This is a genomic window from Sphingosinicella sp. BN140058 (assembly GCF_004135585.1).
GTDB lineage: Bacteria > Pseudomonadota > Alphaproteobacteria > Sphingomonadales > Sphingomonadaceae > Allosphingosinicella.
The window spans coordinates 3205172-3232016 of sequence record NZ_CP035501.1; the positions used below are offsets into that span (position 1 = coordinate 3205172).

Consider the following 26845-nt stretch of genomic DNA (forward strand, 5'->3'; position numbering starts at 1 on the left):
GAAACAGGGAAATACAGGCTGAGCGGCGGCGTGGCGGAGATGAGAAGGGCGCCGCACGAGGCGGCGCACCCACCCATGCGACGCCAACTCAGGACCGCACGGGGCGCGGTCAAGGCGCCGCATCCTCCCCCGAGTGGGGAGGGGAGCTACAAAAGGTGGGCGGATAAGTTAGGGTGCGAAATCTCCGCGCGCCGCTGCCAGCTTTAAAAACAGGTGAAATACAGGTGGGCGCCTGGAGGCGCGGGGGCAGGCGACCGCGTCCGGTCGCCTGCGCTTCCGCAGTCTTACTGGTTCGACGGTTCAAAGAGCGTGACGGCTGCCCGCTGCGGCTGGGCCAAGAACGCCTATGATAGCGACGGAACATAGCGCGAACGTGGCGTTTTGTCCATTGCGATCTCTACGGCGCTCGAGAAGACCCGCGCGCGAGCGCCCGCCGTTCAGCGGCGAGGCAACGGATCGAGGCCGCGGAGGACGAGGGCGCCGTCGCCGTCGAGGAAGAGGCGGGCGCGGCGCAGCTTGAGCAGCGTGTCGGCGGGATAGCCGGGGAAGGGGCCGGGCATCGCGCGGTGGCGCGTGCCGATGCAGGGCAGGGGCACCGCGACCGATTGTCCCCGCTGGTGAAGGCTACCGCGCTCCACCGCGGCGATCCGGCCGCGCAGGGTGCAGGCTGCTTCGGCGAAGGCGCCGCGGGGCCGGTCCACGGCGGCGACATCGACGACGACCACCGATGCCGCCGCGTCGCGGGCACGCGCATAGACCTGCGGCGGGAGCTCGGCCGCCGCAGGTGCGGCGAACGCGAGCAGGGCGAGTGCGAGACGGGAGCGGATCATCCGGAAAGGCTAACCCAGCCCGCTCGCTTTGGAAATCACGTCTTCGAGAAGCGTCAACCGCACCAGTCGGCCGCGGCAGGGCTAATGGCTCCAAGTTTGCGCAGCCTTGCTCCGCCAGAGCCTCAATCCGTCCGATCGCCATAGGCGACCGGCGGTGTCAGCCCCTCCACCAGCTTTCAGCTGGTTCCCCTCCCCATCGGCTCTGCCGACAGGGAGGATGATAAGGTCACATGCACTCTCTGCGCTGAGCAGAATAGCCAGGCCCTAGCCCGTCGCAGTACCACTTCGATTGGATTGGGCCGGGTCCCCATCAAAGTACCACTTTGATGGGATCAATTTGCCGGGTTGAACTCGCCGCTGATCTTGAGCGCGACCTCGTCGCCGAGGGCGGGCAGATAGGCGTTGATGCCGAAGTCGCTGCGCTTGATCGTGCCTTCGGCGGAGAAGCCGGCGACCGGCACCTTGGCGACATTCTGGCCGGCGCCGTTGAAGGTGACGGCGAGCTCGACCGGTTTGGTGACGCCGTGCAGGGTGAGATTGCCGAGGACATGGGCGCTCTTCGCGCCGGTGCGGTGGACAGCGGTCGAGACGAAGCGGGCCTGCGGGAATTTGGCGGTGTCGAAGAAGTCGGCGCTGTTGAGGTGCGCGTCGAGTTTGGCATCGTTGGTGCTGAGCGAGGTCGCGTCGATCGTCGCCTCAAGCCTGCTGGCGGCCGGATTGGCGGCATCGAGCTTCAGCTGCGCATCGAAGCGGGTGAACTCGCCATAATAAGTCGAGAAGCCGAAATGCGAGATCCCCCAGACGATCTTGGCGTGGCTCTTGTCGAGCCGGTAGTCGCCCGAGGCGACGGCCGGCGCGGCGGCCTGGGCCGCCGCCGGCTGCGCGGCGCTGGCGTTGACCGCCTGGCCGGCAGCGGTGATGCCGAGCACGGACGAGGCGAGGATCAGGGCGAGATGGGTGCGGCGCATGGGCGTTCCTTCGTGGGCGCCGCGTGGAGGCGCGGCGTTGTTGCTTTGCGGCGTGATCTAGAGCCGGCGGGGCGGTGCGGGAAGCGGCGGAGGCGGAACCTTGGTGTTGCGGGATTTGCAACGGGTGCGGGCGCAACTTTGGATTGTGCGCGTCTGCGCGGGGGAGCCTAGCGCTCCTGAGAAACCCTGTTAAGCTGCGCCGGTCACGTGCTGCGCGCAAAGGAAAGCCGCGCAGGCAGGGGAATGGGTCATGGCCTTCGGCGTCTTCATCCACCGATCGGACTCGATCTACCGGGACATGCCTGCGACGCAGTATCAGTTTCCCCGCCAGTATCTCAGCCGCGCGCAGGCGAGTGAGGGCGACTGGATCGTCTATTACGAGCCTCGCAAGGTGCCTGGCACGCGCGGCTATTTCGCCGTCGCCAAGGTTGAACGCATCATCCCGGACCCTTCCGCGCCGGGCATGTATCTCGCGCTGATCGAGCCAGGAACCTATCTCGACTTTGCAACCCCGGTGCCGTTCACGGATGCAAGCGGCACGCTGGTGGAACGCGGCCTTCTCAACGAGGCCGGCGCAATCTCCGGTCGGGCACAGGCGGCGGTTCGCGGCCTCTCCGCCAGCGACTTCACCCGGATCATCGAAGCCGGCCTCGCCGAGCCGAGTCCCTTGCTGCCGCGCCTCGGCAGCGCGGAGCCGGATCAGGCCGTTCGCGAGGAGCACGCACCCTTTGCGTTCGACAAAGCGCGGGAGCGTGTCGCCATGCTCGTGTCCCGCGTGGTTCGCGATCGCGTGTTCCGGCGCATCGTCCTGCGCGCTTATGACGAGCGCTGCGCCGTCACCGGCCTCAAGCTGATCAACGGCGGCGGCCGCGCCGAAGTCGAGGCGGCGCACATCCGCCCAGTCGAGGCGAACGGACCCGACATCGTCAGCAACGGCCTTGCCCTCTCGGGCACTGCGCACTGGATGTTCGATCGTGGCCTGATCGGGATCGGGGACGACATGCAGATCCTGGTTTCGCGGCAGGTGAACGATCCGGAGAGCGTTCGGGGCGTGATCAACTCGAGCGGGCGGCTGATCCTGCCCGCCCGGGTTGCGGACCGTCCGCATCCGCATTTCGTCACCTGGCATCGGGCGCATTGCTTCAAGCAGTGAATGTCGCGCGGGTCGTGATGACGCACGTGTGCGGCGCAACGAATCTTGAACCCCCCTCCCAAGATGACTCAACGCCAGAAGTAGTCGTAGGCCGACGATCGAGGCAAATAACCACGAGCAACCCCTTGGGTTCTACAGTGCTCTCAAGGCAGAATAAGGGTAAGAGGAGCGCCGCATCTACCTTGCGGATTTGAAGCTTGCCGAGAAGCCTATTTTGAAGGATGCCCTGCTGACCGGCTTATGGAAGATTTAGATGGCTGACCAGAGAACGATCTCATGATTCCAGCCGGCGAGACACTGACGGGGTGCGTCACGGCAAATGGAGAACCTGACCGAGGACGCTAGCTGGGGAACATGGGGTGTCGCTCCGATCCGGCTAGGTACGCCTAACCCGGGGACAAGCTAGGCAGGCATGCCACCAGACCAGCAACTCGCGACATTGTTTTAGCCCCCAGCGCCGCTCGGTAATCAAGCGACTTCGATCCCCACCAGGATCAAAGCTGTTCGCTCGACCGCCGGAAGTAGCGCCTCGATGACTTCGTCACCGTCCAAGAACCCTTCATAAATAAGGTCTTTTTGCCCTGCATGAACAATAGCACACCTGATTTGGTAGATTAAAGCTGCCCCCGTCTCCCACTTCGCCCCTTTTAGCCCATTTTGTTGTGCTTTTCGAAAAAGAGCTGCAGCAAATCGATTCGTACTTCTCATGGTATCCACCACGGTCCAGCATGCTTCGAACGCATCCTTCTGATTCTCAGCCAGCCCTCTGATCTGGTTCATCTCGCTCTTGAGGGCGTCAACTGCCTCTTGCAGTGCATCGCCCGGTTGTGCATCGAAGCGAGTCAGAAGCCTTGCCTTCACGTCAGCGATGAAGCGTGCCTCTATCATCCGATAAAGCTCCAGAAAGCGAAACTTTAGCGGAGATGTTCGCATAGAATTACCAAAACACGTCAGGCAAGTTTCAGTCAATTTGGTGTCAACGTCAGTCTGAATGGTAGCCTGGGTACATGACCCAAACAAAATACTTTCACCCGCAAGCGGTCTCCTTACAACTTCCACTAGCTCGCCAAACCTTTTAGTGACTGAAGGCGATCCAAGCTCAACTATGACGTCTCCTTCCAATATCTTTGCCTGATCGGCCTCTGGCGCAGCTGCTATGGCACGGACAAGCGCAATTTCCAAAGCCGTCGGCAGAACGCCACTATAATCCGAGGGAATGCTAAACAGCTCGCCTGCGCCGTCCGTTTGATGCGCCACTGACCAATACAACGGCGTCTCGAAGGCACGCGTGCGCCAGCGTAGCTCCGGCGGCTGATGCTCACCCGTAAGAATTCGGTGCGCCTCAGCTGAAGCCTCCGTCCCCAACTCAAACCTCCCTAGGCTCAGGGGCCGCGTAGGGTCGACTTCCTCAGCTGATCCGACACCTAGTGCTTTTGCCAGTTGCATCATTCACATCATGCTCGCAGATTGCGTCCAGCATTCTACCATCGGGCTGGTGCCTTCCTGCATGATGTATTCCCGGACAGCTCGAAACACGAGACCCCTAGTCGCCTCGCCAACGTTGCTTCTCTTGGTGTCAATACTGCGCCGAATCTGATCAAAAGTTTCCACGCCAAGCGCATCAGAAAGATCGCTATTAGTAGTGTCTGCGATCAACCTGTCCATCGCGCCGACCAATCTGTCTTGCAGCGTTTCATTCTTATGAGCAAAGCCGATTGCGGCTGCGAAGCCAAGGACAACCGTGTCATTGGCGAAAAACCGGTTTTTCTCCTCGCCCAAAGCTTTGTCCAAGGCGAGGACCCAAGCCATGAACTGCCTGAAACCATCGCGCTGGTTGCCATCGTTGTCAGAAAGATCGATGCCGAGCGAGTCGAGCGCCTCGTCGACTACCATCGTTTCAACCACTAAGTTGGTTCTGTCCACATTAGGGCTTCGTTGCATCCAAGCCTGAAAAGCCTGAGCGAGGGTCGACAGGTGAAACTGACCCGGCTTGACACGGCGTTTATGATCCTTGAGTCGAATGATCTCAATCCCAGGTAAATCCTGGAGATCTTTGGCAAGCCCGCCAGATAGAATGTCAATTTGGTGCTTCATCGACATCGGTCGTTGCCCAGCATTCAGTAGCAGCATCCGATAGGCCAGCGGGAAGAAGGCTATATTTACCCAGATTTCAAGGCGAAGAGACCGACTCAAAAATGTCGAACGCTCGGCCTCATCTAGTTCTTCCAAAGTCTGACGTAAAGCGTTAGTGCGCTGCAGACCATCAACGATATCAACGTGCGAGGAATTGATGCCCCTGAGTTCACCCTCAAGAACGTCAAGGTCCTTTCGAGAAGCCCGCATGAAACCATCATTTGGATCGTACTTCTCTGTCACCGAAACGTCAACATCTCTAACCGCCAACACAATTGTAGGCAAAATACAGCCCATCTTCAGGTCAGCTCGCAAATTCTTGTAAGGCTTCGACCCTTTGATGATGTCACGCTGGATTGCTAGATTCTCTTCAGAACCTTTAGTTTTCTCGAGATACCAATCATAGTCTGCCCGAGCACTCACCATGAAGTTGTTGATCCGATTATCATAATCGATGCCCACGACTTCGAATTGCATACCTCGCCCTCGCATATTCCCTTCGCCAGGTGCGCTCAGGCACGCACGCAGCCGCCAAGATGGTTTAGCCCACTACGGGCCTCTCGTCACTCGCTCTCGACTTCAAATCGAAGCCGGAATCAAGATGGTTACGGCGTAATCAGTTCCTGCGCGCTGTTGGACGCTCACCCGGCCGGCGGCCGGGTTGAGCATGGTTCTCTGGGCCTCCAAACTTCTACAACGCTTCTCAGCCGCTCGGTGCTCCCGCAGCCTATGCGGCCTTGTTAATCGTTGCCGTTTGTTGCTTCAAACGGCGTGAGGCATCGCACACGGCTTCGCTGTTGTGATATACCTCGATGGTCGCGGCTTGGCACGCCGTTGGATCGGCCGGCATTGGACCTGTCACTGGCGCGACAGCCGGGAACGGTTGCCCTTGCCATGTTCGGGGGCCGCGTCTTCTATCATGCTCTCAACTGCACCGATCAAGCCTAGCTGGAAGGAGATTGGCGGTGTGGCGGTGCCAACCGAAGGAACGATCGTTCAACGCCAAAATGGGTGCGGTGTCCGCTGAGGCGACGTCGGTGAACCGCAATGTCTTAAGGGCGATCGACGGGGGCGAGCTGGCCCCGCCAGAGCGACTCCGCGCTACGTCAAAGCCTCGTTGAGTTCATCCGGAATCTCGGCTGAAGCGAGTTTGGCGAGAGCGAGGTAGTAGCGTCTAGCTTCTCGTATTGGGTGCGACGACTCGCAAATTGCTTGAGCTTGTTGAAGGTATCCTCGACGAGGTTCCGGTTCTTGCAGGGGAAGGCGCAAAACGCCGGGCTGTCGCTGCGATTTGGCAGGGGTAGGATGTTCGCCCAGGCGCCGCGCTCGTCGAGCTTTTGGCGCACTGTGTTCCTGTTATAACCGCCCGATCGGTGAGCAGGATTTGCCCCTTGCTGATCCCGTCAAGCATGTCAGCGGCCCTGCGACCGGAATGCGGCGCCGCCGCCAAACGGCGCCGAATAGCATTTCTCAACCGAGGAATTCACAAACGAAGGTGGTGGCGCTATATGCGCCACCACCAGTATGTGGATCCTACCCTTATTGGCTCACCTTGAAGCCGCCGACCTTGGCCGGGGTTCGGCGGCTTCTCTCGTTCTACCTCGCCGCGTCCGTGAGCGTGACGACGGCTAGGGCGACCCTCCTAATGATCATGCTTCACCTCCGCTCGCTTCAATGCGCCCGACTCGACATGGCTGTCAACGTGTTTTCTCCCTTTTCTACCCTTTAATCGCGTTCTATTGCTTTGATACGCGTACAATGGTAGCGATTAATCGAAAGAGGAGAGAGAACCATGAAGCCGCTGAAGGTGCTCCGGAGCCCACGGTACCCGGTGATCAGCCTGCCCGAGGCCATCGACCGAGTGGCGAAGGTCTACGCGGCCGACCATCGCAATAAGATTCCAAAGGCTCTCGTTGCCGAGCACATGGGCTACCAAGGGCTGAACGGGAAATCGCTTGGTATCATTTCTGCTATAGCGAAGTACGGCCTTCTAGAAGGCGGTGTGAACTCGATGTGGGTCACGCCCTTGGCTGTAGATATCCTAGAGCGGGAGTCGAGCGACCCTGAGCGTCTCCAAGCTCTGCGTACCGCTGCGGGGAACGTGGAGCTGTACAACGATATCGATGAGCAATTTAGCGGGAAAGTGAGCGATCAGGCCATTCGCTCTTATCTGATTACTAAGCGCAGCTTTTTACCCGAGTCTGCGGAGCGTTTAATCCGCTCCTATCGAGAAACGAAGGAGCTGGTAGAGGGCCTTCCGCGGGAGGGCGAGCCCAGCTTCAACGAGCCGGAGCCAGGGACCATGGCACCAGATACTTCGGCGCCGGTTCTTTCTGCCAACCTGCACCCAGATTGGAGCAAGGTCACTGTGGTGCCTCCAGAGGCAGTGTTTGGAGCTGGCCAACGGCGTGCTGTTTTCGATCTCAGCGAAGGCGAAGTCGTCATTACTTACCCTGCAGACCTCTCGCCGGAGAGCGTGAGCGATCTGCAGGATTATCTAGCGGTGTTCATGAAGAAAGCTCGGCGCGAAGCCGGCATCCGGTAAGAATGCCACGCAAAGCCGCGCCGTGCTTGCGCCTCACGTCACCCACATTCAGGGCCCGCATCGGGCAGCTGGCAAATTATGCGACTGACGCTGAGATCGTCTCGCGTGTGCAGCTGACCGGTCGCTCACGACATACCAGATCGGAGGCAGGCGATCTGAACATTTACCCTTGGAAGCGGATGTTACGCTTGTATGCATAGGCAGCCCTTCCGCGCGATAAAGCCGCAGGGCGGACGGACTTAAGTTGAGTTTGTCACGCCAAGCAGGAGAATGCTGATGGCATTGGACGCGCTGCGGGAGCTCAAGCAAGCCCTGCTGGACACCTATGGTGGCTTCGCTGACGGCCGAATCAAGAAAATCGACGTCGGTGATCGGTTCATTGTGGACAAGCGCACGCTGAACGACATCGCCGCCGATAGCAACGTGTATGGCTGGTTCTGCTCGATGTTCCTTGAGGTGAAGCAATCGGAAGAAGTGATCCTCACCATGCTCAACATTCCTGAAAGCGCAGCCGTTCGCGCATGGCTCGACCGCTACGGCGAGCCATTTGCGCGTTACGGGTTCAAGACCAGGGTCGCTCGTGGTGAGCAGGGCCGGCTGATCGAGCTTGCCGAGCTGATCGAGGCGATTACCGCACCTGGAAACCGGTACGACGTCAAGCACTACAAATATTCAGTTCCGCGCGTCGTGGATGCGCTTCACACGCTCCAAGCTGCGCTGACCAAGGGCTGGTCGGCGTAACGGTTAACCTGGTATCGCCCCTTTTGGCGGATGATCCCCCACTTACCTGGGGACGTACGATCAGCCGCCTGCTCCGCATGCCCAAATAGGAGGCGCTGTCACATCGACCATCTCCTGGCGCGTTACGCCGTCGAGTATGCCTATTCTGATGATCCCGCACCCTTGATCAGGTGCTGCGCTGGCGTTTCTGGTCATGGTTGAATTTGTTCGCGCCTCGGCATGTGCACCCGCCCGGAGGTCGCCCTGTCTACGAGTGCTTATGGCAGCAGCGGCCGGTCGCCGCGATCGACGGAACGGCAGTTATCGGCCAAATCTCGCCGGTGCTTGATCCTCTTGTTCATCCTTAGCCAGTTACCCTGCTAACCGACTCAAATACCCTTACAGCTATCCTCCGCGGGTGGCCTCGACAGCTCCATCGAACCCGCGTTGCGGCCCCTGCCGTTTGACGCGGCGCGTGATGCAGTGACTCTGTGGCGCGGGCGGGGCCTGGATCTGTTCGCGCGTAGCGAGGTTGGGGTCACCGAGATGCTGTTGGTCCTGGCGGCGGTCGACACGCGCGGGGCGTCGATCAAGCTGCCGCACCTCGGCGGCCGGCGTTACGACGCGTTGGCGAAGGCGATCGAGTCGGGAGGCGCGTTCGGGGAGGAGGGGAAGGCGGCGGCTGGCCCGCTGGCGACCTTTCGCCAGCATAATCGCCTTCGCTCTGCGATCACGCACGAAACCTTCGCCGTCTCGCTCGACAAGCGCGGTCGCTGGCATCTGATCGTGCGGGTGCTTGCGCTTACCTCCGGCTCCGAAGCCCGCGATGTTCTTGTGCTGCAAGAGAAAGAGGCTGAAGCGATGATGGCGAAGGTCGCGCAGTGCGAGTCGTCTTGAATCGGTGCTCGGTTAGCTTCGCACGCCATTCGCGGCCGCTTGAGCGGCTCACTTTCTTTCCCGCTGCGACACGGCCGGCCGCTCGTGACTCCCTGCTGCCAGCACGGTGTCAGCAGGCCGGCGCTACAGGCCCGGCACGCACACCCCAGCCGATGGACACCAAGATGAGATTCGCGTCTACTCGCCTGATTGCCGCCGACATGCGCGCGATGGTCGCCTCTACGAAATGGTGACCGGCCAGGCCGCGGAGTGGCTGGGGCCGCAATTCGCTGAGATCGTCACGTCTGCGGCGACCCTGGCGATCGGCAGCGCCGAGACCGTGGCGGCGTTCAGCGTCGGCAGCGCCGAGCCGGGCGCGAACCGGACGGCGATCCCGGAGTTCATGGTTGAGGATGTGGATGCCGTGTTCGAGCGGTTGAAGGACAAGGCCGAGCTGGTGCACGAACCCAAGCTGCTGCCGTGGGGCAATCGTGCCGTTCAGTTCCGCGATCCCGAAGGGACCGTGGTCAGCCTGTTCACGCCCGTCACCGAGGCTGCGAAAGCGCGCTTCGGGTCTCGCTGATCGCCTTCCGGCGATTGCAGCCGGGGGCGGGCTGGGGCCCCTTGTCGCGTTGTCGTAGGCTGGCGAGGAGCGTTGCTCCGCCTGATCCGTGCCGAGGGTAAACGATGCCCCCGACGCTTGGCGCTTTCTGCCAATCGAATGGCGGGAAGCGCCAATGCTGCCGGGCGGCCGTCCGCCTAAACCGACTTCACCGGGCCGGCCCTATCGGCCCCCGGCGATGGAGTCAGACACATGAACAATCTCATCAAGGACGCACTGCTGATCCCCGTCAGCGCGCCGCGCCAGACCATCTCGATCAACCCGGTGGTGCTCGAGGTCGAGGGACGCCCGATCCCGCTCGAACTGCGCATCACGGCGCCCGCCACCGGCGAAAGGCTGCCGATCATCCTGCTGTCGCATGGCCATGGGCCCTCGCTCTATCTGCCGTCGACGGACGGCTACGGGCCGCTGGTGAGCTTCTACGCCGAACACGGCTTCGTGGTGATCCAGCCGACCCACCTCAATTCGAAGGTCGCGGGCCTCCCCGCCGACGCTCCGGGCGGCCCGCTGTTCTGGCGCTCGCGGGTCGAGGACATGGTCGCGATCCTCGACCAGCTCGACGCGATCGAGGCGGCGGTGCCGGCGATCGCCGGACGCCTCGATCGCGACCGCATCGCCGTGGTCGGCCACTCGATGGGCGGCCAGACCGCGGGCCTGCTGCTCGGCGCGCGGCTGACCGATCCGAACGACCCGGACGCACAGAATGTCGACCTGCGCGAGCCGCGGATCGCGGCGGGGATCATGCTGACCGCGCCGGGCAATGGCGGGGCGTCGCTGAGCGAAATGGCGGCGAGCCGCTACACCTTCTTCAACCCGGATTTCTCGTATTTGGCGACGCCGACCCTGGTCGTCGTCGGCGACGAGGACGCCTCCGAGCACCTCACCGTCCGTGGGCCGGCCTGGCATGAAGACGCCTTTCGCGACGGCCCGAGCGCCGAGGCGCTGCTGACCATGATCGGCGGCAAGCACGGGCTCGGCGGCATCGCGGGCTACGATGCCCGGGAAACCGACGACGAGGATCCGGAAAGGATGGAGATCGCGCTGCGGATGACCTGGGCCTATCTGCGCTCGGCCTTGTACGAAGGGGACGGATCCTGGCAGGCGGCGACGCAGGCGCTCGCCGCTTATTGCCCGGGCCATGCCCATGTGGAGGTCAAGTGACCTGAACACCGCGATGCGCCGCAGGCCGGATCCGCCCGGTCTGCGGCGCGGCGCCCCACGCGCGGCGCGGCGGCCTTGACCGGCGACCCGCTCTCTCCCGATGGTGCCCGACATGACCAACAGCCTTCCCGACAAGTGCCGCCTGCAGCCGTCCTTCTGGTCGGCGCTGGAGGCGACCGGCCTCAGCCCGGTGGCGGTGCTGCGCCAGGCCCGCCTGCCGTTGACGCTGCACCTCGATACCAGCCGCTTCGTCAGCACCGCGCAATTGTTCGCTTTGTGGACCGCGATGGCGGAGCTTGCCGCGGATCCGGACTATTGGCTCCGCTTCGTCGAGGCGACGGATGCGGTCGGGCACCAGCCGATGTTCGTTGCGGCCTGCTACGCGTCCGATTTCCGCGACGGAATCCGCCGCATCGCGCGGTTCAAGCAATTCACCATGCCGGAGCGGATCACGGCCGAAGAGCGCGGAGACGAGGTCCATATCGCCAAGCACTGGCTCTACGCCGAGACTGCCGAGCCGGACCTGTCGGTCGACATCAGCTTCGGTTTCATGCTGTCGCTGGGACGCCGCGGCACCGGCCAGAGGCTGACTCCCTTGCGGGTGGAGCTGACCCGGAGCGGCGCGCCGACCAAGGGACAGGAGGAATTTTTCGGCTGCCCGATCGTGTTCGGATGCGCGCGCGACACGCTGGTGCTCAAAGCCTCCGATCTCGATCGTCCCTTTCCCGGCCATAATGAAGAGCTGATCGCGATCATCACCCCGGCGCTGGAGGACGCGTTCGGCCGGCTGCGGCCGCGCAGCTCCTTCTCCGAGCAGGTCAAGGCGGTGCTGAAGCGCGGCTTCGCCAGCGGGCGCCCGGAGGTCGCCGCGGTGGCGCGGGACCTGGGGACGAGCGAACGCACCTTGCAGCGGCGGATCACCGACGAAGGGGGCAGCTTCCGCGCGCTGGTCCAGGAAGCGCGGCAGGAACTGGGCCGCAAATTGCTCTCGGAGCCCTCGGCAGACATCGCGGAGGTCGCCTGCATCCTCGGCTTTCAGGACATCACCTCCTTCTACCGGGCGTTCCGCAGCTGGGAGGGCGTCACTCCGCAGGCCTGGCGGAGCCGCAACGCCGCGATCCAGCCGGGCTGAGGCGAGCAGGCCCACGGAGCAAGGCGCCGCGCTGCCGCCGAACCGGCTATAGAAACGCCCCACAGTGGGCAAAGCGGGTCATCCTGCTGCCTGCCGCGACAGGTTCGCATCGACGCCGTCCGCCGGCGTGCGGGCGTCGCGTTCCGGCCGCGCAAGGTCCGGCCGGATCGCGAACCAGGCGGCGGCGAGGAGGACGGCCATGCCCGCGACCTGGGTGCGCGTGACCGCTTCCGCGAAGACGAGATGGCCGGCCGCGACCGCGACGACGGAGGAGACGAAGGCGTAGGAACCGGAGCGGGACGATCCCCAGACCCGCAGCAGGTGCAGGTAGATGGTGTAGCCGAGCAGCGAGCCGAACAGGACGAGGAACAGCCAGCCGCCGATCGCCGGCGCCGGCCAGGCGGTGCGGAGCATCGCCGGCGCGCGCGGCTCGACCAGGAGAGCGACGCCCAGGAGCAGGGCACCGCCGATCACCATGGTGACACAGGCGAGCCAGAGGGAGCTGTAGCGGGCCATCAGCGGACGCGAGAGCACGGCGCCCCAGCCGTAGACGATTGCCGCCCCGGACACGGCGGCCAGCCCCGCCAGACTGGAGCCCTCGGTCGTCGCCGCGGGCGCGAACAGGATGACGATGCCGGCGACGCCGAGGGCGATCGCCGCGGCGCGTCGCCGGCTGAAGCGCTCGTCGCCGAGCAGCAGCGCGAAGGCGAGGAGGGCGACCGGGGTCAGCGACATCTCCAGCACCGCGGCTAGCCCTGAGGAGACATATTGCACGCCCCAGAAGAGCAGGCCGTAGCAGGTGGTCATGACGAGGAGCGACACGGCGAGCAGGCGCGGGACATCCGCGAGCGCCGGAAGCGCCAGCGACCGGCGCATAGCGAGCCCGGCGGCGAGCACCAGGCCTGCGGCGAGGAAGCGGGTGCCGGCGAAGAGCAGCGGCGGGACCGTCTCGATCCCGAACTTCATCGCGATCCAGGTCGTGCCCCAGATCGCGCAGAGCAAAAGGAAGAGCAGGATCTCGCGTGGGGCCATCTTCTGGATCAGGATCCGGCGCGCGGCCGCGGCGGGACTTCGGCACGCGCCGCCGCTTCGGAACTGCGGGAGAGATGAGGGCACGGCATTGCAAAGCCTCTAACCGCAGTCGCCCGCGCCCGCTCAATGAAATGCGGGCGCCGGAGATAAGCCAGTCTTATCAAGTCGGGAACGGAATCATGTCGGACGGGCAGATCGGATCGTGCAGAGATCGCTTGCATCGCTTGCGTGTCGGAAAAATTCTGCGCCAAGCAGACCGGCCCGGCTGTCGAGGGCCGGGGCTGGTCGTCCCTGGCCGCTCCAGAGGTCTCTCCGAACAGGGTTGCGGCCGCGCTCGTGGCGGGGGCATCCATTTCGCGGCGGGAACGGCAATGGCGGTTCTGCATTTTTCCGCAACGAACAAAGATGGACACGCACACTCCATGACCAGCGACGGTTCGCCTTTCGACCCGCTCATTGCCAAGCTGCGGCGGCTTGCGCCGATCGACGACGCCGATGAGGCAGCCCTTCTTGCCCTGCCGCATCGCGTCGGCCGCGCCCGGGCGCGCGACTATCTGGTGCGCGAGGGATCGAGGCCGCAGGAATGCTGCGCGCTCCTCGAAGGCTATGCGGCCCGGAGCAAATTGGGTTTCAACGGCGGCCGCCAGATCGTCTCCTTCCACATTCCGGGCGACCTGCTCGACATCCAGCATCTGTTCCTGGAACGCGCCGATCACAACGTCCAGGTGATCAGCGAGGCAACCCTGCTCTGGGTGTCGATGCCCGCCCTGCGCGCACTGGCGACGGAGCGGCCGGCGATCGGCACCGCCTTGTGGCGGGATGCGCTGATCGACGCCTCGATCTTCCGCGAATGGATCTTGAACGTCGGCCGCCGGGACGCGAAGTCGCGCATCGCGCACATGCTGTGCGAGTTCATCGTGCGACGGTCGGCTGCGGGCCTGGGCACGCCCGAGCATACCCGATTGCCGTTCACCCAGGAGGAGATCGGCGATGCGACCGGACTGACCTCGGTGCACGTCAACCGGATGCTGCGCGAGCTTGCAGAAGCGGGATTGATCGCACGGAACGGCCGCGCTCTCGAAATCGTGGATTGGGACGGCTTCCGCCGTGCCGCGGGTTTCGACGCCGCTTACCTTCACGCGGCCGCCTGAACGGGGAAGGCAGACACGGCATGACGAACATGAACCGATATTTTCTCCACCTCCACGAATGCGGCACCGTCATCGAGGATGCCGAGGGCGTCGAATATGCTTCGCTGGCCGAGGCTCGGGAGTTTGCCGTGGCCAGTGCCCGGGACGTGATGGCCGGCGAGGTGCTCGAGGGCCGCTTGTGCCTGGACTGCCATATCGTGATCACGGACGACGGGGCGACGGAGCTGGCGCGGGTGAATTTCCGCGATGCCCTGGTGGTGCGGGGCCGGTAAGGCGATCGGGTCGGATCGGACTCGGCAATCCGGACCACCGGCGCCGGCAGCGTCCCCGTGGCCGTCCGAGATTGGGGCGAATGAAGCGCACCTGTCGGACCGGCGTCGCAATCGGTCACGCTTCAGGTCTTCGTAGAACAGCAGCGCTGTGGTGAATCGTACGCCCAATCCCGGCGTGGCGATTGAAGGGAGACGGCGGAGGCACCAGCGCCAAGGTGGATACCGGCGTGACGGCGCTGCCATGCTGCCGCCACCTGCGCCGGCAACCAGAAGTTTACCCGCCAGGATTAGTGATGGGTCGGGGGGCTCAGCGACCATGTTGAAGATCGACGCCAGGCGCCATGGGGACGACGTCACCGTAATGACCGTCACCGAAGATCAGCGGGAAATCTGGCGGTTCGAGGTCGACGACGACTGGCTCGGCTGCGGCGCCGGGCGCGACCATGTCTGGGTCGGCGATCGCGACGGCACGATCACCCTCTACGACGCCCGGCAGCGGCGGAAATCCGGCGCGGTGTTCGTGCCGCGGGGGAAAGAATGGCAACCGGCCTCGATCAGCAGGGATGGCCGCCGCCTCTACCTGTTCCAGCCGATCGAGACGGAGGAGAGCTCGACGCTGCACGTGATCGACCTGGAGGCAGGCCGCATCGTCGCCAGCCATGCGGGCATCCCGGGGCATCTCGACGCGTATCCCGCCGAACGGCCCGATGGACGGCTGCTGCTCACCGGGTTGAAGCGGCCCGGCACCCCGGGGATCACCGTCGTCACCATCGATCCGGCGGACGGAGAGCGCACGGAGGAGGTCCTCGGCGACGGCCCGCCGAGCGACCGGGTCATCGCCTCGCCCGATGGGCGCTATCTGTTGCGGCGCGATCTCACCATGATGCCGCGGAGATCCCTCGGAGGTGCGCCGCGCCGCCTGTTCGGCTTCGGGCGCCGCAGCGGGCAAGCTGGTGAGGTCCATTACGGCCTGGTCTGGCAGGTCTGGGAGGCGAGTCCGCTGCGCTTCGTGCGGCGGATCGTCGCGCAATGGATGCGCGCCGAGGAACTGCTGGACGCCTTCTATTTCGGAACGCGGCTGCCCCCGGCCGAAGCGGCCCGGTGCCGGCGCGCGCTCTGGGACACGGTTGCCGACACGCTGGGCGCCCCCAACGCCCCGCCCGAAGGCGGTCCGCCGCCGCCGGAGGCGTTCCGAACGGACATATTCGACGAGGACGAAATGCTGAGGCTCGTCGGGGACAGCGTCGAGAACCTCCGTACCTCCCCGCTCATTTCGAAGTTCCGGGGCTGGCAGCCGGACGGCGAAGCTTTCTGGGTCGCGACGGCCCATTACCTCACCTGCGTCGGACTGGATGGCTCGGTCTCGCCGCGTCTCTCTCTCGAACGAAAAGGGCTCGAGTCCACCGTTGTCCTGGAGAGCGCCTGTTCGTTCAAAGACATCCGCGCGCTGGACGGGCGCAAGGCCGAAGTGCGCTATGACGACGGCACGGCCATCCTCGACGGGGCGCCGTCTTCCGACATCGTCCGCGCCGTCCCGCTGGAGGCGGATCAGTGGTGCGCCGCCCCGCCGCCGCCGCCGCCGGCTGCGCCCGACCCGCGCGGCAATCGCCTGTCGATCCCGCTTGCCGGCTGGTCCGGCGCTGCGGTCGAGGAGGCGATCGATGCCCTGGCCGCCGAGATGGATGTCTCGCTCGCGGCGCGCGCGGAGGAAGGGGAGGTCTGCCTGACGTTCCAGGACGGGGAGGAAAGCATCGCCGAGACGGCGTTCTTCGACCGCGTCGCCGAACAGGTCCCGAGCGCCGCCCCCGCGCTGCGCCGGCTGATCGAGCGCTTCGTGGCGGTGGCGCGGGACAGCGAATTCCTGTTCTCCGATGCCGAGAACGGCCACGGCTTCCTGTCCCATGCCGTCCTCGCGCTCGGCCTGCTCGATCGCGAGGCGCTGCCGGTCATCCAATCCTACGGGCGGGTGGTCGACCGCGAGCACGAATATGACTTCGCCGGCCTGGTGGTGCCGCGGCTGATCGCGGCGCATGGCTGGAGCGACGCGATGATCGACTTCGTGTTCTGGGTCATGATCCGCAACTATTTCAACACGTTGCAGGATTTCACCATCGTCTGGCAAGACTGGGGATTGCGCGACGCGCTGATCGCGCAGGATCCGGAGGTGGTTGCGCGGCGGGTCGCCACGCTGCACCGCCGGGATCTCAAATCCGGCCGGTTCGCAGCCGGGCGGCGCAAAGGCGGACTTGCCCAACTGGCCTCCGACATCGCTAAGCCGCACGAACCCTGGCTCGCCGCCTTCCTCCGCGAAGCGAAGAGGTGCCTTGCCGCGTGAGGCTCCCAGGGAAGCTGGGAGCATTGCCGTTGGCGGCTCGACCGCCGCGCCCCCGGCGATTTCCCCGCGCGAGGAATGCTGAAGTCCGGACTTGACTATAGCTTCTTGCCTGATACTGAAGTGTTGACTTCAGCAAAGGAGAGTCGCCGTGTCTGCCAATGTGATCCATTCGAGCTTCTCGATCTCGCGTGTCCTGCCGGCGCCGGCCGCGCGGGTGTTCGAGGCCTTTGCCGATCCGGACATCAAGCGACGCTGGTTCGCCGAAGGGGACCAGCATGAGGTCGAGGAATTCGCCGCCGATCTGCGCGAGTGCGCGACCGAGCGGCTGCGCTACCGCTTTCGTGAGGGGACGCCGTTCGCGGGCCACGCGGTGACCAATGTCGACACGGTGCTGAACGTGGTGCCGGAGCAAAGGATCGTCTGGGCCTCCAAGATGGCGTTCGGCGAGGCGGTGATCTCGGCCGCGTTGATGACCGCCGAATTGCTGCCGCACGCCGACGGCACCGAGCTGGTGCTGACCTTCCAGGGTGCCTTCTTCGAAGGCGCCGATGGTCCCGAGATCCGGGAGATGGGGTGCCGGGTGTTGCTCGAACGGCTGGAGGCCGTGCTAAGGGCGTAGCATGGATCGACCCGACAGCAGCGACGCGGATCGGATCTTCCAGGCGCTTGGCGATGCGACCCGGCGGCGGCTGATCGACCTGCTCGGCGGCGGGCCGCGGTCGGTGTCGGAGCTCGCCGGGCCGCTGGAGGTGACGGTGACGGCGGTGATGCAGCATCTGCGCGTGCTGGAGGAATGCGGGCTGGTCGCGACCGAGAAGATCGGCCGGGTGCGGGCGTGCCGGCTGCGGCCCGAGGGGCTGGACGTGCTCGACGGGTGGATCCGGGCGCGGCGATCGAGGTGGGAGCATCGGCTGGACGCATTGGCGGAGATCCTGCGGGAGCCCTGAGGGACAGCCGAAAGCGGGGCATCGCTGCTTCGCTCAGCGGAGGCGCGTGGCGATGTTCGGAACCAGATAGGCCAGTCCGCCTGCACCGATCGCGAAGAGGATGACTGCGGTGATCGCCAGATCCGACAGGATTGTCGGCAGTCCCAGGATCAGAGCGGCGGCGACGGTGACCAGGGCGGACGCGAGAATGATCGCGAGCACTTGCCGGATGTCCGAGCGGGCCGCCTGCTGTCCTGTCGTCACGGAGACCTCCTGTCATCGGGCACCGGCGGCCCAGGACCGTTTTGCGCCGCCGGGCCGCGCGGCGGAATCGTACGGAGGTGCAGTCGGCCTATCCCTTGGTATGCCCGATGCGACCGTGGTCGCATCGGCGGGCCCGGCCGTGGACGGGGCCACCCGTCCACGGCCGAACCGGGTCAGAACTGGACTTCGCCGCCGTCGACGAAGAGTTCGGCGCCGTTGACGAAGCTGGCCTCGTCCGAGGCGAGGAACAGGGCCATGTTGGCGACTTCCTCGGGACGGCCGAGGCGGCCGAGCGGCACGGAGGCAGCGAGGCCGGCGCGGAGCTCTCTCTCCTGTTCGGCGTCGGCGGCGAGGCCGAGCAGGCCCGGGGTCTCGATCGGGCCGGGGCTGATCACGTTGACCCGGACGCCGCGCTGCTTGAGATCGAGCATCCAGCTGCGCGCCAGGTTGCGGACCGCCGCCTTGGTGGCGCTGTAGAGGCTGAACGCCGCCGTGCCCTTGATCGTGGTCGAGGAGCCGGTGAGGATAACCGACGCGCCTTCCTTCAGCAGCGGCAGCGCCTTCTGCACGGTGAAGATGGTGCCCTTCACATTGGTGCCGAAGGTCTTCTCGTAATCCTCCTCGGTGATCTCGCCGATCGGCGCGAACGAACCGCCGCCGGCATTGGCCATGAGGATGTCGATCTGGGCGTGCTTCTGCTGAACCGCGTCGTACAGGCGGTCGATGTCGGCGAGGACCGACATGTCGGCGCGGACACCGACGGTGCCGTGGCCGATGGCGGCGACCGCCGCGTCGAGCTCGGCCTGGCGGCGGCCGGTGATGAAGACCGCGGCGCCCTCAGCCGCGAAACGCTGCGCGACGGCGAGGCCGATGCCGGTCGTGCCGCCGGTGACGACCGCAACCTTGTTGGTGAGCCGTTTCGTCATTGTCTGTCTCCTGCCGGGCGGGGATGCCCGTTGCCAACAGGATCTATTCCCGGGACGATGCGTGCGGTAGACGGCGGAAGCGCGACTCTGCGTTCCATATTCAGGACGATCGATGGCCGATCTCGATGATTATGTGCTGTTCGCGGGGGTGGTGGAGCATCAAGGCTTCGCGCCGGCCGGGCGAGCGATGGGGGTGCCGAAGTCGAAGCTCAGCCGCCGCATCGCCGGGCTCGAGGACCGGCTGGGCGTGCGGCTGATCGAGCGATCCACCCGCCGCTTCCGGGTCACCGAGATCGGCCAGGCCTTGTACGAACATTGCCGCACGATCGTGCTCGAACTGGAGCGGGCCCGCGCGGTGACGGCGGAGGCGCTCGCCGAGCCGCAGGGGCAGGTGCGCTTCAGCTGTCCGAGCGGCCTCGTCGCGCCGCTGGCGGGGAGCCTGCCGGAGTTCCTGAGGCGCTACCCCAAGGTGAATCTGCAGATCGTCGCGACCGACCGCGGCGTCGACCTGATCCGCGAGCGGATCGACGTCGCGCTGCGGGTGCGGACCCGGATCGAAAGCGATGCGTCGCTGACGATGCGCACGCTGACCCGCTCGCGCCGGATCCTGGTCGCCGCCCCAGCGCTGGCCGAGGGCATCGGCAGCCGTATCGAGGAGCTCGCCGGCGTGCCGACCCTGAGCTCGACCGAGCTCAGCGGTCCCGTGACCTGGAACCTGGTTGCGGAGGATGGAGCCTTGTTCGACCTGCCGCACGAGCCGCGTTTCCGTTGCGAGGATTTCGGCGCGCTACGGGCGGCGGCGGCCGCTGGGCTCGGCGTGGCGTTGCTTCCCGACCATGTCTGCTGGCCCGATCTCGATGCGGGCCGGCTGGTGCGGCTGTTCCCGGACTGGCACGCCCAGGAGGGGATCGTCCACCTGGTCTTCACCACCCGCCGCGGCCTGCCGCCGGCGGTGCGCGCGTTCATCGATCATCTCGCCGTCACCTTCCAGAGCGGCGTGCTGGCGCCGCGGAGCTGAAGCGCGGGCTGCGAGAAAACCGTTCGTCCGAAGTTTGTGCTTCGGTCTCAGCCCGGACGGTCGCCCATGCGTTCGCCAAGCCGCACCGGGCGTTCCGGCGCCCAGTCGGGGTTGAAGGCGATCGTGTCGGCCGGGAACAGCATCACGATCGTCGAGCCGAGCAGGAAACGGCCCATCTCCGCGCCCTTGTTCAGCACGATCGGATCTTCGTCGTAGCGCCATTCGGACAGGCGGCCGGTGCGCTTCGGGTTGACGACGCCGTGCCAGACCGTCGCCATGCTGCCGACGATGGTGGCGCCGACCAGCACCATCACGAACGGGCCGTGCTCGGGCGAGTCGAACACGCAGACCACGCGCTCGTTGCGGGCGAACAGGCCGGGCACGCCGCGGGCGGTGGTGGGGTTCACCGAATAGAGGCTGCCGGGCACGTAGATCATCCGAACGAGCCGGCCGTCGCACGGCATGTGCAGCCGGTGGTAATCCTTCGGCGAGAGGTAGAGGTTGGCGAAGCTGCCGTGGCGGAAGCGGGCGGCGAGCGACGCGTCGCCGCCGACCAGCTCGGTGGTGGTGAAACGATGGCCCTTGGCCTGGAGAATATGGTGATCGTCGATCGCGCCGAACTGGCTGATCGCGCCGTCGACCGGGCAGACGAAATCGGCTTCCGCCAGCGGCCGCGCGCCGTCCCGCAGCGGCCGCGAGAAGAAATCGTTGAAGCTCTTGTAGCCGGCGACGTCGGGATCCGCCGCCTCGCTCATGTCGACCCCGTATCTGGCGACGAACCAGCGGATCAGCCGCGTTGTCACCGCGCCATGCTGCCCGCCGGCGACACGGCCGGCGAGGGTGGTCAGGCCCTGCTTGGGCAGCAGATGCTGGACCAGGATCTTCAGGCGATCGGGCATGGGCAATCCTCGTGACGTGCGGCGGCCTTAGCGCGGCGCGGCCGGGAGGTGAAATCGTCTTTGTACGTTGCGGCGGACAAGAGGACGGACTCTCCAGCGTAAGCGAGCGGGAGCGGCTCCGGTTCGATCTCTGCTGTTCCGGAGACATCCTGTGCGCCGCAGGCGTACGCATAACGTGTGCGCACTTTCTCGTGCTAAGACCTTCAGGCACGCGGTCGCTTCCCGCGGCGTTGGCGCTGAAATAGAATGAGTTCTTAGATTGGTGTTCAAGTTGTGCGTAGGCCAGGAACGCTCGGCCTCGGCGACTGCTGCTGCATCAAGATTCTCCCCGCAAGGCGGAGAGGGGAGCCGTCGCCGAGAGGCGGTGGTGGAGGTGGTGCGGAGACCGGCATGGGTCGCGCCTCCCAAGCTCCGAGTGGGGCTCGCGCCCCTCTCCAACGCCCTGCGGATGATCAGGCGCGCCATGCCCCCGGAAGGGCTCCGAACTGCGGGGCAGTTCGGACCTGATCATCCCCCTCCCTCGAGCGGGGAGGATAGGGTGCCTGCGTGTTTCGTCAGGCGCCGAAGGCGCCGTCGATGGTGTGCATGGCGCCGGTGACGAAGCCCGCTTCCGGGCCTGCGAGCCAGGCGACCATGCCGGCGACTTCCTCGGGGCGGCCGTGGCGCTTGATCGCCATGAAGCTGTGCATCAGCTCCTTCATCGGGCCGTCCTCCGGATTGGCGTCGGTGTCGATCGGCCCGGGCTGGACGACGTTGATGGTGATCCCGCGCGGGCCGAAATCGCGGGCGAGGCCGCGCGCCATGCCCTGCAAAGCCGACTTGCTGAGCGCGTAGGAAGCCATGCCCGGAACCGGCATTCGGTCGCCGTTGACCGAGCCGATGACGATGATCCGGCCGCCCTCGGCCATCTGCCGCGCCGCTTCGACCGCGGCGTGGTAGGGAGCGTGGACGTTGACCCGAAGCAGCCGGTCGACTTCGTCCGGATCCTGCTCGAGCGCGTCGCCGAACAAAGCGAAGCCGGCATTGACGACCAGGATGTCGAGCGGACCCGAGTCGCGCACCCGTGCGATCACCGCGTCGCGATCGGCGCTGTCGGTGTGGACGGTGGTGCTGCCGGTCTCGGCCGCCAACTGCTCTGCGGCGTCGCGCGATCCGGCATAAGTGAACGTCACCCGCGCGCCATCGCCGGCGAAGCGGCGGACGATCGCTGCGCCGATGCCGCGGCTGCCGCCGAGCACGAGAACGGATTTGTCTTGAAACGCGGCCATGCGGCCCTCCTTGAGAGTTACTGTAGCAGGTGCTACATAAAACTCCTGATGGAGGCGTCAAGGAGTTCTGTAGTTGTGACTACAAATAAGCCGCGAGGGCGGCCGCGGCGTTTCGATCCCGATGCGGCGGTCGCGATTGCCCAGCAGTTGTTCCACGCCCGCGGCTATGATCGGGTGAGCGTTGCCGACCTGACCGAAGCGCTGGGTATCAACCCGCCGAGCTTCTACGCGGCGTTCGGCAGCAAGGCCGGCCTGTACCAGCGGAGCCTGGAGCGGTGGGCGGACACCGGGGCGATCCCGATCGCCGACATCTTGCGCCCCGACCGCCCGGTAGCGGAGGCGCTCGCCGCCTTGCTGGACGAGGCGGCGCGGCGTTACGCCGCCGATCCCGAAGCGCCGGGCTGCCTGGTGCTGGAAGGCACGCGCTGCAACGAGGAGTCGGCGCGGGAGGCGGCGCTGGGCTTCAACCGTGCCGCCGAGACGCTGATCCACGATTATGTGGCGGCGCGCCATCCGGAGGCAGCCGCCCGGGTGACCGACTTCGTCAGCACGACCATGTCCGGCCTGTCCGCCAAGGCGCGCCACGGCCAGAGCCTGGAGCGGCTGCGCGCGACCGCGGAGATCGCCGGGCTTGCGCTTCGTCAGGCGCTTGCGGACTGATCGCGCAGTCGTTCGCGCGCGCCGGCCGCGGAGCGGGGTAGATCGTCGCGACAGCGCTTCGATTCGACCAAGCGGACCGGGTTCCGGCCGATGCCGCTTCAGCGCAGCAGCTCCGTGCTGGCCCGTCTTCAGCGCCTGCCCGGCTCGCCCGCGGGCAGGCGGATGTAGAAGGTGGCGCCGCGGAGCAGGTTGCTCTCCGCCCACAGCTTGCCGCCATGGCCTTCGACGATGGTCCGGGCGATGCCGAGGCCGAGGCCCATGCCCTGCTTGCCGGTGAACAGGCCGGCGACGGGGTCGTTCCAGCTCTTGGCGGGAAGGCCGGGGCCGTTGTCGGAAATGATCAGGGTGACGGCGCCATTGTGCGGCGGCGGCGACTTGATCGTCATCCGGGCGCCGCCGGTCCTTTCCAGCGCCTGCCAGCCGTTGCGTAGGATGTTGACCAGGACCTGCTCGAACTGGGTCGGATCCGCCATCACCACCCGCTCGCCGACAGCGAAGCCGATTCGCATCTCGGGCGGCTTCAGGGCGGCGTCGACCCGGAGCAAAGCGAGGCAGCGGTCTAGGCTGGTGCGGACGTCGATCGGCTTGCGCTCCAGCTTGCCGGCGCCGGCGAGCACGCGCGCCTTCTTGATGATGTCGCCGCAGCGGCCGAGCTGCTCGTCGATGCGATCGAGCCATTCCTCGTGATCGCCTTCGCCGAGCTTGCGCTTCAGCACGAACGCGTAGTTGCGCGCGGCGGTGAGCGGCTGGTTGAGCTCGTGGGCGAGCGTCGCCGCGACCGCGTTCATGCCGGCGAGGCGCCCGGCACGATCGAGATCCCCGCGCAAGGTGGTGATGCGCCGTTCCTCCTCGCTGCGCACTGCGCGGGCGGCGAGCAGGGCGCCGAACAGGAGCAGCAGGGCGGCGGCCGCGAGCGCGGGCGCGTGCCCGGTGAAAGCGGATGGAGGGGACATGCCGGGCGCGTGGGCGGCGAACGCACGCAGCGCGACCGCGTCGGCGGCCGCAAGCGCGGTGCCGACAGCGATGGCCCCGCAGGCGCGCATCGCCAGGGGACGGCGGGCGATGCCAAGCCAGAGGAACGTCCAGGCGGCCGCCGTGGCGCTTGCCAGCGAGAGCAGAAAGGCGGGCAAGGCTGCGACCATGCCGGCGCTGCCTGGCCAGAGGCTGCTCCACGCCATCGCGCAGATCCCGGCGGTGAGCAGGCCGGTCGCAATCGCGCGCCGGCACAAGCCGCGCCGCGGCCGCACGGCCATGGCGGCGGCGGCGCCGAGCAGGGCGAGGAGCGCGCCGCCCCAAAGTGCGCTGCTGCCCACGCCCCCGGGAAACCCGAGTGCCGCCGCAAGCTGGGTGGCGATGGCCGTGGCGGCGAGGGCCGCGGCTGCCGCCAGCAGCAGGGTCCGCCGGGCGCGGCCGATGGCGGTGCGGGCCTCCTCCTGAATGTCGAGTGCGAGCCACGCGCCCGTCCAGGCCGCGGCCAGGGTCAGGACGAGCGTGAAGTGAGAGAGAGGGCCTGACATGTGCGCGGCTCAGAGGGATAGACGAGGGCGACCGCTGCGCACAATCGGTTGTTTGGAGAAACGCAGCGTGGCGAGGCGCCGGGCGGCTGATCGCGTGGGCCGGGCGCTTGGACGGCCTGGTCGCGCTTCGATCGTCATTCTGGCGGACACGAGGATCTCCACGGCGTAAGCGCCGGCGCATGCCCTGGCGCCGCGCCTCTTCCGCGCGGAGATCCCAGCTTGCGCTGGGATGCCGTGTTTGGGGTTCCGGCTTGTTGCCGAACGCGGGGCGGCGCCGACCCGGGCGCCGCGCGCTGCCGTCCTGAGATTGCCGGCTTCGCTGGGATGCCGATGGGGGCGGGGTACGTCCTCGCTCCGTTGGCCGCCCACCACTCCCAACCCCGCCACCCCCTCGTCATCCCAGCCAAAGCTGGGATCTCTCTGAGGGTACACGCCGGCGCAAATGAAGAACCACCGCGCCTCCTCCGCGCGGAGATCCCAGCTTGCGCTGGGATGACGGGGAGAGAAAGGATCGCTCGCGGCGCCCGGCTTTCGCCGCCCTCGCGACATTGGGTGCGGCGGGCGCTAAGGATCCGGCATCGACAATCGCCGAGGAGGCCGCGTGTCCGTGTTGCCGACGATCGCTCCGGCCAGTGCCCCGGTTCGGGCGGGCGACGCGCCCCTGCTCGCCCGGCTGCGTGCGATCGTCGGCCCCCGCCATGTTCTGACCGGCAGTGCAACCCGCCGCTACGCCACCGGTTATCGCATCGGGAGTGGGCCCGCCGCGGCCGTGGTGCGGCCCGGCAGCCTCGTCGAGATGTGGCAGGCCCTGAACGCCTGCATCGCCGCCGACCATATCGTCATTGCCCAGGCGGCCAATACCGGTCTGACCGGCGGGTCGACGCCCGACGGAAGCTATGACCGGCCGGTCATCATCCTCAGCACGGGGCGGATCGGCGGCGCCTGGCTGCTGCGCGGCGGCCAACAGGTGGTCGCGCTCGCCGGGACGACGCTCGACACGCTCGAGCACATGCTGGCGCCGCTTGGGCGCGAGCCGCATTCGGTGATCGGCTCGTCCTGCCTCGGCGCCTCGGTGGTCGGCGGGATCTGCAACAATTCGGGCGGCGCGCTGGTCCGGCGCGGCCCGGCCTATACCGAATATGCGCTCTACGCGCGGGTCGAGGCGGACGGCAATGTGCGGCTGTGCAACCGGCTCGGGCTGCGGCTCGGCGACGGCCCCGAAGACTTGCTTGGCCGGCTCGACCGCGGCGAGATCGGCGACGGCGACATCGACGCCGACGATCGCGCCGCCTCGGCCGCCGGCTACGAAGCGGAGGTCCGCGCCGTGGATGCGCCGAGTGCGGCGCGGTTCAACGCCGATCCGCGGCGGCTGTTCGAGGCGTCGGGCAGCGCCGGCCGCATCGTCGTGTTCGCGGTGCGGCTCGACACCTTTCCGCGCGAGGACGCGACCGCGACCTTCTACGTCGGCAGCAACGATCCGGCCGATCTCACCCTCCTCCGCCGCCGGATCCTCGCCGAAGGCAGCGTCCTGCCGGTCTCCGGCGAATATCTGCACCGCGACGCGTTCGACGTCGCCGACATCTATGGAAAAGACGTGTTCCTGGCGGTGCGCTGGCTCGGCACCAAGCGGCTGGGACGGCTGTTCGCAGCCAAGGCGGCGGTCGACCGTTTCGCGCGCTGGGCGGGATGGCTGCCCGACACGCTCTCCGACCGCCTCGCTCAGGCGGCAAGCCGGCTGTTCCCCGATCATCTGCCGCCACGGCTGCGGACCTGGCGCGACAAGTTCGAACATCATCTCATCCTCAAGGTGGCGGGCCGCGGCATCGACGAAACGCGGCGGCTGCTCGGCGAACTCTTCCCGAGCGGGGCCGGCGATGCGTTCGAATGTTCTTCGGCGGAAGCGTCGGCCGCCTTTCTCCACCGCTTCGCCATCGCCGGCGCGGCAATCCGCTATCGGGCAATGCACGAGGATGAGGTAGGCAGCCTGATCGCACTCGACGTCGCGCTCCGCCGCAACGACGATACGTGGCACGCGGCGGTCGAGCGGGGTGCGCCGATCGTCCGGACGCTCGCCTACGGCCATTTCTTCTGCCACGTCTTCCATCTCGATTATCTGGTGGCGAAGGGCGCCTATCCGGCCGCGCTCGAGGCTGCGATGCTGGCGCGGCTCGACGCGCGCGGCGCCGAATATCCCGCCGAGCACAATGTCGGCCACCATTATGCCGCCAAGCCGGCGCTCGCCGCGCATTATCGGGCGCTCGATCCGGGCAATCGGCTCAATCCCGGGATCGGCGGCACGAGCCGGGCGCGGGGGTGGGGGGTCGAGGATTTGGAGGGGGCGGGCGGGTGAGGGAGCGGTGCTCGCGTATCCCATTGCTCCGCCAACTCTTCCGACCCACGCCATGCCGTTCGGGCTGAGCCTGTCGAAGCCCTCCCC

At 66.2% G+C, this 26845-nt stretch carries 25 protein-coding genes; 15 read left to right on the plus strand and 10 right to left on the minus strand.

What is annotated here, in order from left to right; all coding sequences use genetic code 11:
- Positions 1-437: 437 nt before the first annotated feature.
- Positions 438-830, minus strand: coding sequence for a hypothetical protein (locus tag ETR14_RS14425; RefSeq protein WP_129385631.1), 393 nt, complete (start codon positions 828-830; stop codon positions 438-440).
- Positions 831-1162: 332 nt separating this feature from the next.
- Positions 1163-1798, minus strand: a complete 636-nt coding sequence (locus tag ETR14_RS14430) for a YceI family protein (protein WP_129385633.1) — start codon at positions 1796-1798, stop codon at positions 1163-1165.
- 250 nt (positions 1799-2048) lie between these two features.
- Here ETR14_RS14430 and ETR14_RS14435 point away from each other — a divergent pair, with 250 nt between their 5' ends.
- Positions 2049-2951: an HNH endonuclease gene (locus ETR14_RS14435; RefSeq protein WP_129385635.1), complete on the plus strand. Its 903-nt coding sequence runs from the start codon at positions 2049-2051 to the stop codon at positions 2949-2951.
- Positions 2952-3419: 468 nt separating this feature from the next.
- On the opposite strand, the gene ETR14_RS14440 is transcribed toward ETR14_RS14435, so the two are convergent.
- Both ETR14_RS14440 and ETR14_RS14445 read right to left on the minus strand, forming a co-directional pair.
- On the minus strand, positions 3420-4400 hold the full coding sequence (locus ETR14_RS14440; RefSeq protein ID WP_129385637.1) for a hypothetical protein: 981 nt from the start codon (positions 4398-4400) through the stop codon (positions 3420-3422).
- Positions 4401-5546 carry a hypothetical protein gene (locus ETR14_RS14445; protein WP_129385639.1) on the minus strand — a complete coding sequence of 382 codons (1146 nt, stop codon included), beginning with the start codon at positions 5544-5546 and terminating at the stop codon, positions 4401-4403.
- 1330 nt (positions 5547-6876) lie between these two features.
- Between ETR14_RS14445 and ETR14_RS14455 the strand changes: the two genes are divergently transcribed.
- The 6 genes from ETR14_RS14455 (at position 6877) to ETR14_RS14480 (ending at position 12140) form a co-directional block, all read left to right on the plus strand.
- Positions 6877-7629 (plus strand): hypothetical protein, encoded by a 753-nt coding sequence (locus tag ETR14_RS14455; protein ID WP_129385643.1) that lies wholly within the window; start codon positions 6877-6879, stop codon positions 7627-7629.
- A 276-nt stretch (positions 7630-7905) separates the two neighbouring features.
- Positions 7906-8370, plus strand: a complete 465-nt coding sequence (locus tag ETR14_RS14460; RefSeq protein WP_129385645.1) for a hypothetical protein — start codon at positions 7906-7908, stop codon at positions 8368-8370.
- Positions 8371-8796: 426 nt separating this feature from the next.
- Positions 8797-9246: a hypothetical protein gene (locus ETR14_RS14465; RefSeq protein ID WP_129385647.1), complete on the plus strand. Its 450-nt coding sequence runs from the start codon at positions 8797-8799 to the stop codon at positions 9244-9246.
- Positions 9247-9472: 226 nt separating this feature from the next.
- A complete protein-coding gene (locus ETR14_RS14470; RefSeq protein WP_243455522.1) occupies positions 9473-9808 on the plus strand; it encodes a glyoxalase/bleomycin resistance/extradiol dioxygenase family protein in 336 nt (111 codons plus the stop codon).
- Between the two features lie 231 nt (positions 9809-10039).
- Positions 10040-11008 carry a chlorophyllase gene (locus tag ETR14_RS14475; protein WP_129385649.1) on the plus strand — a complete coding sequence of 323 codons (969 nt, stop codon included), beginning with the start codon at positions 10040-10042 and terminating at the stop codon, positions 11006-11008.
- Positions 11009-11120: 112 nt separating this feature from the next.
- Positions 11121-12140 carry an AraC family transcriptional regulator gene (locus ETR14_RS14480; protein ID WP_129385651.1) on the plus strand — a complete coding sequence of 340 codons (1020 nt, stop codon included), beginning with the start codon at positions 11121-11123 and terminating at the stop codon, positions 12138-12140.
- 78 nt (positions 12141-12218) lie between these two features.
- Here the strand turns inward: ETR14_RS14480 and ETR14_RS14485 are convergent, their stop codons facing one another.
- Positions 12219-13256 (minus strand): DMT family transporter, encoded by a 1038-nt coding sequence (locus tag ETR14_RS14485; protein WP_206185841.1) that lies wholly within the window; start codon positions 13254-13256, stop codon positions 12219-12221.
- Positions 13257-13594: 338 nt separating this feature from the next.
- On the opposite strand from ETR14_RS14485, the gene ETR14_RS14490 reads away from it, so the two are divergent.
- The 5 genes from ETR14_RS14490 to ETR14_RS14510 all read left to right on the plus strand — a co-directional run bounded on the left by ETR14_RS14490 (position 13595) and on the right by ETR14_RS14510 (position 17877).
- Positions 13595-14323, plus strand: a complete 729-nt coding sequence (locus ETR14_RS14490) for a Crp/Fnr family transcriptional regulator (RefSeq protein WP_129385653.1) — start codon at positions 13595-13597, stop codon at positions 14321-14323.
- 29 nt (positions 14324-14352) lie between these two features.
- Positions 14353-14595: a hypothetical protein gene (locus tag ETR14_RS14495; protein WP_129385654.1), complete on the plus strand. Its 243-nt coding sequence runs from the start codon at positions 14353-14355 to the stop codon at positions 14593-14595.
- 241 nt (positions 14596-14836) lie between these two features.
- Positions 14837-16930, plus strand: a complete 2094-nt coding sequence (locus ETR14_RS14500; protein ID WP_129385656.1) for a WD40 repeat domain-containing protein — start codon at positions 14837-14839, stop codon at positions 16928-16930.
- Between the two features lie 148 nt (positions 16931-17078).
- Entirely contained in the window at positions 17079-17549 is a 471-nt protein-coding gene (locus ETR14_RS14505) for an SRPBCC domain-containing protein (protein WP_129385658.1), read from the plus strand.
- A 1-nt stretch (position 17550) separates the two neighbouring features.
- Entirely contained in the window at positions 17551-17877 is a 327-nt protein-coding gene (locus tag ETR14_RS14510; protein WP_129385660.1) for a helix-turn-helix transcriptional regulator, read from the plus strand.
- 33 nt (positions 17878-17910) lie between these two features.
- On the opposite strand, the gene ETR14_RS14515 is transcribed toward ETR14_RS14510, so the two are convergent.
- Positions 17911-18120 (minus strand): hypothetical protein, encoded by a 210-nt coding sequence (locus ETR14_RS14515; protein WP_129385661.1) that lies wholly within the window; start codon positions 18118-18120, stop codon positions 17911-17913.
- Positions 18121-18293: 173 nt separating this feature from the next.
- Positions 18294-19046 (minus strand): SDR family NAD(P)-dependent oxidoreductase, encoded by a 753-nt coding sequence (locus tag ETR14_RS14520; RefSeq protein ID WP_129385663.1) that lies wholly within the window; start codon positions 19044-19046, stop codon positions 18294-18296.
- A 112-nt stretch (positions 19047-19158) separates the two neighbouring features.
- On the opposite strand from ETR14_RS14520, the gene ETR14_RS14525 reads away from it, so the two are divergent.
- The gene (locus tag ETR14_RS14525) at positions 19159-20064 is read left to right on the plus strand and encodes a LysR substrate-binding domain-containing protein (protein ID WP_129385665.1); all 906 of its coding nucleotides are present in this window, start codon (positions 19159-19161) and stop codon (positions 20062-20064) included.
- Between the two features lie 47 nt (positions 20065-20111).
- Here ETR14_RS14525 and asd read toward each other — a convergent pair whose 3' ends face one another.
- Positions 20112-20963, minus strand: coding sequence for an archaetidylserine decarboxylase (gene asd / locus ETR14_RS14530; protein WP_129385667.1), 852 nt, complete (start codon positions 20961-20963; stop codon positions 20112-20114).
- A 554-nt stretch (positions 20964-21517) separates the two neighbouring features.
- Complete coding sequence (gene bdcA, locus ETR14_RS14535; protein WP_129385669.1) at positions 21518-22231, minus strand: SDR family oxidoreductase; 714 nt, start codon at positions 22229-22231, stop codon at positions 21518-21520.
- Positions 22232-22306: 75 nt separating this feature from the next.
- Between bdcA and ETR14_RS14540 the strand changes: the two genes are divergently transcribed.
- A complete protein-coding gene (locus ETR14_RS14540) occupies positions 22307-22891 on the plus strand; it encodes a TetR/AcrR family transcriptional regulator (RefSeq protein WP_165356453.1) in 585 nt (194 codons plus the stop codon).
- Between the two features lie 128 nt (positions 22892-23019).
- Here ETR14_RS14540 and ETR14_RS14545 read toward each other — a convergent pair whose 3' ends face one another.
- Positions 23020-24408: a sensor histidine kinase gene (locus ETR14_RS14545; protein WP_129385673.1), complete on the minus strand. Its 1389-nt coding sequence runs from the start codon at positions 24406-24408 to the stop codon at positions 23020-23022.
- 610 nt (positions 24409-25018) lie between these two features.
- On the opposite strand from ETR14_RS14545, the gene dld reads away from it, so the two are divergent.
- Positions 25019-26758 (plus strand): D-lactate dehydrogenase, encoded by a 1740-nt coding sequence (gene dld / locus ETR14_RS14550; RefSeq protein ID WP_371416816.1) that lies wholly within the window; start codon positions 25019-25021, stop codon positions 26756-26758.
- The last annotated feature ends 87 nt before the right edge of the window (positions 26759-26845 follow it).